Origin of the sequence: Adhaeribacter aerolatus, assembly GCF_007991635.1 — a bacterium.
GTDB classification, from domain to species: Bacteria; Bacteroidota; Bacteroidia; order Cytophagales; family Hymenobacteraceae; genus Adhaeribacter; species Adhaeribacter aerolatus.
Genome location: NZ_BJYS01000045.1, coordinates 68,145 through 77,074, shown reverse-complemented (window position 1 = coordinate 77,074; position 8,930 = coordinate 68,145). Strand labels below are relative to the sequence as shown.

The window sequence follows — 8,930 nt, the reverse complement described above, 5'->3', positions numbered from 1 at the left end:
AATATACAATAACAATTAACAGTGCTAACACCCTGGAATCCGTTCCGGAATATTGGACGGACGAGGATTATGTGAATTTACTTTTGAAGTTTAACTATCCGGATGCGGAAAGTGCGGCCAAAGATACCTTGGAAGAATTACTTTTAATGGCCATTACCGATTATGAGCCCAATGAAGCCGCCGCCATTATTCTGGAATATAAACTCGCTGACAAACTGAATGAGGGACAATTAAGTCAAATTTCCAATGATATGTTATTGGATAAAATTTCGGAAGAATACCCCGATATAAGCTTGCATGCTCCGTTGTTCCATATTAACCAGCTTTTATATAAAGCCTTTAATGGTAAATTCCCTAATGCCAAAGCCACGCAAATAAAGCTGTTAATAAGCCCCTTAAACCAGGCAGAAGAAATTGATTTTACAAAAGGAAATATACTGCATTTATTGGATAAAGGGTTAGCCCCCAACAACCTGATTAAGCGACTTTTTAGCGAACAAATGGCTGGCAGCATGCCTTTTCCGGAAGCAGAAAGTATTTTGTGGGAACTAGAGGCAACCGGAAACAGCAATTACCAAATTTTAACTTCGGATTATTGGTTAAGTAAGTCTGATATTGTAGCCAGTGAATTTGAAGGGGCAATTGAAGAAGCTACGAATGCAGTAGAAATAAATTAAAAAAGCAACCTTTAACCGCTTCAGGAATGACTACCAGCGAATTATTTCTGCACTTGGGCCATTTCACCCCAAATATCCGGACTTTGATAAAGTCTTTCTTCGGAAATTTTTTGGAATGGGAAAAGATAAGAATAACTATCAAAGGTCATCCTTAATCCGATTAGAAGATGATTAATTAAAAATTAGGCTAAACCATCACTAATAAAAAAAGCAGGCCCGTGAAAATACAGGCCTGCTTTTAAATTAATATTAATAATGTTTAAATCCGGTTATAACCCGATGCATTTTCGTTTGGTTCGGTGGTGTCGCTATCTAAAGGCTGGTCTGTACTGCGCACGCCATTTACGGTACCATCTCCTTCTTCGTAGCTGCCTTCAAACTCAAATCCGGGTCCTTGCGCTGTGGACTCTACCTCCTCCGGATCATTAGCGCCGTAGCCACTTACTTCGTTGCCGCCGATATGCAAATTTTCTAATTTATCCTTCTGGCCCGGGCGCTCGGTTTCCCCGCCTCGTCCAACATTACGCTTGGCACTGGGATCTGGCTGGTTACCATTGGTTTGTTCGCGGTAATCTTTATCGTATATATTTGCGGATTTAGCCGGCGTATTTTCCTGATTTTCTTCGCTTATTGCCATAATTAAATTTCTAAGGTGAGTAAATATTTACGCAAACCTCTCTTAGTTGTTCAAAATACCAGCTTTAGATATTTACCTGGATTTTAAAACTGAGACGCTTGCTTGGTTGTAACAACGTTATTCCCTTTAGTTTTACGAAAGCTGATTCGGACAACTCAGGTTAACCCAACCCATGCCAGAATTTTAAACATTGACGTTGCCGGGAACCTTTTATGAAAAAAAAATTACCTCCTGTTCAGATTATCCCGCTTGGCGATGCGGCGGTTATTGTTCAGTTCGGAGAAATTATTTCGCCGGCTATACACGCTTGGGTTAAAGCTTTTGCCGAAAAAATAGCGCAGCATCCTTTTTCCGGCTTCGTTGAAATGGTGCCGGCTTATACCACTGTAACCATACATTATAATGCCTGGGTGGTCAGCCAGGAAGGAAAATATAACCCTTATGACGAAGTGGTTGGATTCATTCAGCATCAGCTGGCTAATTTAACCCCTGGACATAAGAACAAGCCCCGACCAGTAGAAATTCCGGTTTGTTACGGGGGAGATTTCGGCCCCGACCTCGACTTTGTCGCCGACCATAATCATTTAACTCCCGCCGAAGTAATTGCCCTTCACGCTGGTGGCCACTACCTGGTTTACATGATCGGTTTTGCGCCGGGTTTCCCGTACCTGGGTGGCATGAGCAATAAAATAGCTACCCCGCGTAAAAAAACACCCCGGACTACAATTCCGGCCGGCTCGGTTGGTATTGCAGGTACCCAAACGGGCATTTATCCATTGTCTACGCCAGGGGGCTGGCAACTCATTGGCCGTACGCCGTTAGCCTTGTTTAATCCGGACCGGGAACCGGCAAGCCTGCTGCAAGCCGGCGATTTAATAAAATTTGTCCCTATAACTGTAGCCAGGTACGCGGAAATAAAGCAGCGAGAAAATGAGTATTAAAATCTTAAGTCCGGGGTTGTTAACTACTATTCAGGATACCGGCCGGATTGGTCACCGGAAAGAGGGAATTATTTTAAGCGGGGCAATGGATAGCCTGGCATTGCGCCTGGCTAATTTACTCGTGGGTAATCCGGAACAAGCCGCCGCGCTGGAAATTACTCTAACCGGACCGAAAATACTTTTTCAGGAAAATTGCCTCCTGGCACTTACGGGAGCTAACCTTAACCCTAAAATTAATGGCTGCCCGGTAAAAATGTGGCGGCCGGTAATGGTAAGGGCCGGCAGTATTCTGGCATTTGGGAAACCAGTTCTGGGTTCCCGGACCTACCTGGCAGTTGCCGGCAGCTTTCATATTCCTAAAATATTGGGTAGCTATGCGACCTATTTAAAAGCCGGTATCGGGGGCTTTAACGGCAGAGCCCTGCAAACCGGCGATAGCATTCCGGGTAATTGGCCTGCCCCAGCAGTTGCACCTATATGGAGGAGCTTAGAAAAGAAACCAGCACCAAACGGTTTTGCAGAAGTTAACTGGCGTTTAGGTTCTTCTTTTTACCCCACCCTCGTTCCTAACCCAGTAATACGCGCACTTAAAGGCCCCGAATACGAATGGTTTGCGCCGGATTCACAAAAGGCATTTTGGGAGTTACCGTTTAGTTTAACAAATCAATCGGATCGGATGGGTTACCGGTTAAAAGGCCCTGCTTTAAATCTGCTTAAAGAAAAAGAGTTATTGTCTTCCGCCGTTACCTTTGGTACAGTACAAGTTCCTGCCCAGGGCCAGCCAATTGTGCTAATGGCCGACCACCAGACCACCGGCGGGTATCCGCGCCTGGCGCAGGTTATTACAGCCGATTTTTCTTTATTAGCGCAGGTACAACCAGGGGCGAAAATTCAGTATAAAGAAATAAATTTACCCGAAGCGCAGGGCTTGTTATTGGCTCAGGAAAAAAGAATGAATCACCTGAAAAATATTTTAAGCCTGAAGTTTAAAACTTAATATGAGCCACTATACCGTAGATTTAAATTGTGACATGGGCGAAAGCTTTGGCGCTTACACGATTGGGCAGGACGAAGAAATCCTCGACTACGTCACTTCCGCCAATATAGCCTGTGGCTTCCACGGCGGCGACCCAGTGGTGATGCAAAAAACGGTGAAGCTGGCTTTAGCTAAAAACGTAGCCATTGGCGCACACCCGGGTCTGCCGGATTTAGCTGGTTTTGGCCGGCGCGAAATAGCCATCTCCCCTGCTGAGGCCTATACCATGGTAGTTTACCAGATAGGTGCCTTGTGGGCTTTTGTGAAGGCCGAAGGCGGCCAATTACACCATATAAAGCCCCACGGAGCGCTGTACAACATGGCCGCGGTAAACAGCAATCTGTCCGAAGCCATTGCAGAAGCCGTTTACAAAATAAATCCGGAGTTAATAATATACGGCCTGGCTCACTCCGAACTAATTAAAGCCGGTAAGCGCCTGGGCTTAAAAACGGCCCAGGAGGTATTTGCCGACCGTACTTACCGGGCAGACGGCACTTTAACACCCCGCCAATTACCCAATGCTTTAATAACTGACCCGGAGGAAGCCGCCCGGCAGGTAATCCGGCTGGTGAAAGAAGGTGTTGTAAAATCAATGGACCAGATAGATATTGTCATGGTAGCCGATACGGTTTGCCTCCACGGCGACGGCCCGCACACTTTAGCTTTCGCCCGCCTCATAAAAGAAGCTTTGTTACAGGAAGGCGTAATTCTTCAACCCCAATAAGGTTTTAACTATGCAGCAAAAACGCAACTGGGGCATCTTATTGGGGGCAGCCTTCCTCATGGCAACCTCCGCCGTTGGTCCGGGATTCTTAACCCAGACTACCGTATTTACCCAGCAATTAGGAGCCAGTTTTGGGTTTGTCATTCTGGTATCTATTATTCTGGATATTGGGGTACAATTAAATGTATGGCAGGTAATAGCCGTTGCCCAAAAAAGAGCCCAGGATATAGCCAACCATTTACTGCCTGGTTTAGGAGTGCTTATCTCCCTGTTAATTCTGCTGGGCGGACTGGCATTTAACATCGGCAACATTGGCGGCACGGGATTAGGTCTTCAGGTATTGCTGGGCATTTCGCCGGAAACCGGGGCTTTACTGGCGGCAGCCATTGCCATTGGGTTGTTCCTGGTAAAAGAAGCCGGAAAAATAATGGATCGCTTTGCCCAGGGGTTAGGTCTTCTCCTAATTTTACTCATTGTTTACGTAGCTTTTTCATCAGCACCCCCCTTAGCCGAAGCCGCCATCAAAACCTTTGTTCCCGAAACCATTGATTTTGTAGCAATTATAACTTTGGTGGGCGGTACCGTGGGTGGTTATATTACCTTTGCCGGCGGGCATCGGTTGCTCGATGCGGGTATCACCGGCGAAGCCGCTCTACCTCAGATAAAAACCAGCGCCCTTGCGGGAATTGTGGTCGCCTCTGTAATTAGGGTATTTTTGTTTTTAGCTGCTTTGGGCATTGTAGCCAGAGGCATACTGCTGGATCCGAATAATCCGCCGGCGTCTGTTTTCCGGCTAGCTGCCGGTAATTTGGGTTATAAATTGTTTGGGGTGGTAATGTTTGCTGCGGCTATTACCTCGGTGGTAGGGGCAGCCTACACATCGGTAAGTTTTATTAAATCCTGGCACCCCATTATTCAAAAGAACGAGAACTGGGTGATAATCCTATTTATCTCAGTTTCTACGTTTATTTTTGTTACCATAGGCCAACCGGTTCGGCTGCTTTTGCTGGCGGGTGCGCTTAATGGCCTGATTTTGCCGGTAACCCTCGCCACCATTTTAGTAGCAGCCCACCAAAAGAAAATTATTGGCACTTACCAACATCCGCGCTGGCTTACCATTTTCGGCATTCTGGTAGTATTGCTAATGACCTGGATGGGCGGGTATACGTTAATAACCCAAATGGAGAAGCTGTTTTAAATACCAGATAAACCAGGAAAAACTTTGTTGCCTGTCGTTTATAATGGCTGCAGGCTGGGGCTCAGAAAATTAATTAATGGTTTTTGGTTGAGCAGATCCGAAGTAGCTAATAACGCAATGTAAGTCCGGTAAATTTCATTTTTAAGCTCCACCTGAATTTTACGCAGCTTTAATAACTGGCCGTTAAACTTAAGGGTAATTAAAGGGTTGTTGTTCGTTAAAGCATTTACGGCCGAAACCGTCTCGTTTTGCTTATAAGATGCTATTTTCTGCTCCAGCTTCTGATGCTGCACCAGATAATTTTTTAATGCCCCCAGCAGGTTAGTTACTTCATCGGTCGCCTGTTGTTTTTCCAGGGTCAGTTTGGTTTCGGCTTCTAATACATCCAGCTTCTTTTGGGCCATGTCCGCTTTGTTTGGGTTAAACAACGGAATCGTAACTCCCATTGAAATGCCCATTGGGTTTTTACTTTCGCTAAACCGGTAAGGCATGTACTCCGTCTGAATAAAACCCGGATTTATATTAGCCTTCTGCAGGGCGTGCTCGTAATCGGCCAAAGCCACTTTTTCCTGCCGGTAAGCCAGTCTGGTCGAGAATAGCGTTGTATGCAGCAGGCTATCTACCAGTTTCTCCAGACGAGGCAGGGAAATTACTTCGGCATATCGCCAGGCCGGAACAGTTTTATTGCCGGTTGGGTAAAGCTGCTGCATATCTTTTGTCTTCTGCTCCACCTGAAAATTAAAAGACGCTATATCAACTTGTTCTTCCATCTGTTCTAACTTTAATTCCACAAAATCTTCAGCATCAAAAAAAGAAGAACCTTTTTGTTTCTCCAACACCGTTATCTGATTTTCTGTATTCTGAATTAAAGCCTCTCGGATATCCCGCAACTCATTTAAATAAAGCAAGTCGTTCACTACCTGGTACCGTTTTTCTAAAAGCGCTTTAAACAGTAATTCTTTTTCCAGCGACAAGGCCATTTGCTGGGTTCTGAAAACCCGGTTGGTATATTTTATTTCCCAGGGGTTGGCCGGATTTAATCGAAACTCATATTGTTGTTCTCCGGACCCTAACTGACTGTTTTGCGTCCGGAATTCGATGCTGCGCACCGGAGCTAAGCGGTACTGCCCTTTGTTTAAATAATTAATTTGTTTTGAAAGAACTTCTAGCTCCGGGTCTTGCATGGCCGAACCCAGAAAGTCTCCCATTCTAACCTGGGCCGCAGCAGCAAAAACCCAAAAGTAAAGGCCTAAGAAAAAGCCGATTTTTTTTATGTCTGACCAGGTCATTATCTTATCAATACTTTTTCACCGTTGGCAAACTGGTTATTTTCCGGAATTTTTATAAACACTTCCTGGCCAAAAGCTTTAACTGCGGTAGCTTTCTGTAATAACTCCGGCAATTCAGTTACCGCCCCAAAACCTATAACCTCCCCGGTGGTTGTAATATGTTTCTTATCGTAAGAAGAAACTATTAATTTGGCGCCAATCGGAATTTCGCGGGCTTTGGCTCCTACCATATACCCTACCACCGAACTCGGATGAACAGGATTTATAGATATTATAGGAGCGTAAGCTTCTATCTGTTCGCCGGACTTTACAAATACGCTTTCTACAACACCACTCGAAACGGCGTATTTGTTCAGCTTTCGCTTTTCATCCTGCAGCAGGTCCAGCTCACGTTTCAGTAAATTAATTTCATTTTCCAGAACCAGTAATTCGCTGGCATTATCTTTTACCAATTCCTTCGATTTAATATTTACTGACTGGTGGTATAATTCCTTTTTTTCTTCTAAAGATTTAATTTTTAAATCGTGCGGACTCACTTCAGCAGGTGTAATATTGCCCGTATTAGCAGCCGTAAACTGTTGGGTTAATTTGTGGTTCAACTCTAATTCCGATTTAATTTGTTCAATTTCGGACTCGAACTCTCCTACCTGAATGCCTCCTTCGGCTTGCAAATAATCTATTTTTGATTGCACCAGGGTTGCTTTCTCCACCTTCTCTTTTTTAAGAGCGGCAATCTTGGTTTGCAGCTTGGCCAGATCCATTTCCAGCAAATTGTTTTCCATCTCAACCAGCAAATCGCCGGCCTTAATTTCCTGCCCCGGTACCACCCGTATATTTTTAATTAAACCGGATTTCTCAGAACTGATTTTATAAACATTGGCATCGGTTATGCCAATGTTGGTGCCCGAACTACCTTTAAAAAATTTAAAATTAACGAAAAGCATTCCCACAAAGAGCAAGGCTATAAAAAGATAAAAGCCACTTATTTTCTGATTTTTCATGTTTAATCCTTAAATTCCGTATCCGTAATTCTTAGTTGGTGTACCCCTTCTATTTTACTCATTTCCTGGATCAGGCTTATTTTACCCGCCGCCTCCGTCAGGACAATAAGGTATTTAAATTGGGTTTCATTTTTTTTATTAACCGATATATCGGTTAAGCTGCTTTCGCTGCAATATGGCTTTAATATTTCCGTAAGCTGGGGCAATGTATCGGTATTGACCAGGGTAAAAGAAAGTAAATGCTTATGGCTATTGCTTCTGAAGCGGGAAAGGTGCAAAACAGCTGCTACCGAGCAAAATATTAAAGTGCCCCCAAAAGCCGTGGTATAACCATAAACGCCAATGGCGATACCGGTACTTAGCGCCGCAAAAAGAAACAACACATTACGGGGGTCGTCAATACGAGTACGAAACCGGATGATAGCCATGGCTCCGAACACTCCCAATCCCCGGGCCAGACTATCCCCAATGGCCATCATTACCATGGCGGTGATAATGCCGCCCAGTACCATTGCTTGGAAGAAGCTTTTAGAATAATTTTCTCCCTGAAACGTTAAGCGGTGGGTAATGGCTACTACCGAGGATAGCAGAAACGACCAAACCAACGCGTATATAATATTTATTAATGGCGGATATTCATAGCTGGGCTGATCCGGGAAAATATCAAACATGCTGAATGAGCTAAAGGTATACGCTGGTGTATGTGAGGATTACCTATTTATTTGGCATGCCCGGCGTTCCGGGTGAAAACGTTGTCCAGATGCCCGCACCGGAAGCCTGACGGCCGAAAGATACATCATTAACCTGCGGACCAAAGGTAGTTTCATCAATTACCTGACCGTCTGCCGTATAAATTCCTAAATCTTCGCCTTCGGCACTTAACTTAAAATCAACGTGCAATTCGCCTTGTGCCAGATCGCTATCGGCCCATAGAATAAGGTATCCACCTGGTGGTATAGTAGTTTTTACCGGATTGGAGGCGGGAATTTTGTATTTAGCTTTATAGTTTTTATTGTCGGAGATGTACAGCCCGGCCAGATTTACCTCTTTATCACCGGCATTGTAAACTTCTATCCAGTCATCAAACTCTCCTTCGTTTTCCGGATCCTGATAACTAAAACTGTTGGAGGACATAAACTCGTTAATAACCAGCTTTGGCAAGTTAGCGGCCGATGTTTCCGGCTTAACTTCCTCTTTGGTGCAGCCGCTAAATAAAATAAAAAATCCGGCAATAAGTAAAGTGTTTCTCATAAGCAAAAACTACAGGTTTGAATTTGGCAAATTCTTGGGATTGTAATATATTAAAAATGTTATATTTGCAAGTGTATTCTGCATCTCCGGTAAGACGACTCAAAATTATAAATATAAATTTAATAATAAAAATAAATTTTAATTCTAATTACCTAAACTTGGAATTTTGTTATTAT

At 44.1% G+C, this 8,930-nt stretch carries 10 protein-coding genes; 5 read left to right on the top strand and 5 right to left on the bottom strand.

From position 1 onward, the window contains the following. On the top strand, positions 1-677 hold a 677-nt coding region (locus tag AAE02nite_RS22930), incomplete at its 5' end, for a hypothetical protein (RefSeq protein WP_218033544.1). Positions 678-936: 259 nt separating this feature from the next. Here AAE02nite_RS22930 and AAE02nite_RS22925 read toward each other — a convergent pair. Then, positions 937-1,314: a hypothetical protein gene (locus AAE02nite_RS22925; protein WP_146903878.1), complete on the bottom strand. Its 378-nt coding sequence runs from the start codon at positions 1,312-1,314 to the stop codon at positions 937-939. Between the two features lie 212 nt (positions 1,315-1,526). Here AAE02nite_RS22925 and pxpB point away from each other — a divergent pair, with 212 nt between their 5' ends. From pxpB to AAE02nite_RS22905, 4 genes are read left to right on the top strand one after another with little or no spacing between them, the layout of a single operon-like run. Next, a complete protein-coding gene (gene pxpB / locus AAE02nite_RS22920) occupies positions 1,527-2,255 on the top strand; it encodes a 5-oxoprolinase subunit PxpB (RefSeq protein ID WP_146903873.1) in 729 nt (242 codons plus the stop codon). After that, entirely contained in the window at positions 2,245-3,252 is a 1,008-nt protein-coding gene (locus AAE02nite_RS22915; protein WP_146903869.1) for a 5-oxoprolinase subunit C family protein, read from the top strand. The genes pxpB and AAE02nite_RS22915 overlap by 11 nt, the downstream gene beginning before the upstream one ends. A gap of 1 nt (position 3,253) precedes the next feature. Continuing rightward, positions 3,254-4,015: a LamB/YcsF family protein gene (locus AAE02nite_RS22910; protein WP_146903864.1), complete on the top strand. Its 762-nt coding sequence runs from the start codon at positions 3,254-3,256 to the stop codon at positions 4,013-4,015. A gap of 10 nt (positions 4,016-4,025) precedes the next feature. After that, positions 4,026-5,213, top strand: a complete 1,188-nt coding sequence (locus tag AAE02nite_RS22905) for an NRAMP family divalent metal transporter (protein ID WP_146903861.1) — start codon at positions 4,026-4,028, stop codon at positions 5,211-5,213. Between the two features lie 38 nt (positions 5,214-5,251). On the opposite strand, the gene AAE02nite_RS22900 is transcribed toward AAE02nite_RS22905, so the two are convergent. From AAE02nite_RS22900 to AAE02nite_RS22885, 4 genes are read right to left on the bottom strand one after another with little or no spacing between them, the layout of a single operon-like run. After that, complete coding sequence (locus AAE02nite_RS22900; protein WP_146903858.1) at positions 5,252-6,502, bottom strand: TolC family protein; 1,251 nt, start codon at positions 6,500-6,502, stop codon at positions 5,252-5,254. Then, positions 6,502-7,503 carry an HlyD family secretion protein gene (locus AAE02nite_RS22895; RefSeq protein WP_146903855.1) on the bottom strand — a complete coding sequence of 334 codons (1,002 nt, stop codon included), beginning with the start codon at positions 7,501-7,503 and terminating at the stop codon, positions 6,502-6,504. The genes AAE02nite_RS22900 and AAE02nite_RS22895 overlap by 1 nt, the downstream gene beginning before the upstream one ends. Before the next feature lie 2 nt (positions 7,504-7,505). Continuing rightward, complete coding sequence (locus AAE02nite_RS22890; RefSeq protein ID WP_146903853.1) at positions 7,506-8,174, bottom strand: DUF4956 domain-containing protein; 669 nt, start codon at positions 8,172-8,174, stop codon at positions 7,506-7,508. A gap of 43 nt (positions 8,175-8,217) precedes the next feature. Continuing rightward, on the bottom strand, positions 8,218-8,754 hold the full coding sequence (locus AAE02nite_RS22885; RefSeq protein ID WP_146903849.1) for a lamin tail domain-containing protein: 537 nt from the start codon (positions 8,752-8,754) through the stop codon (positions 8,218-8,220). Positions 8,755-8,930 lie beyond the last annotated feature (176 nt).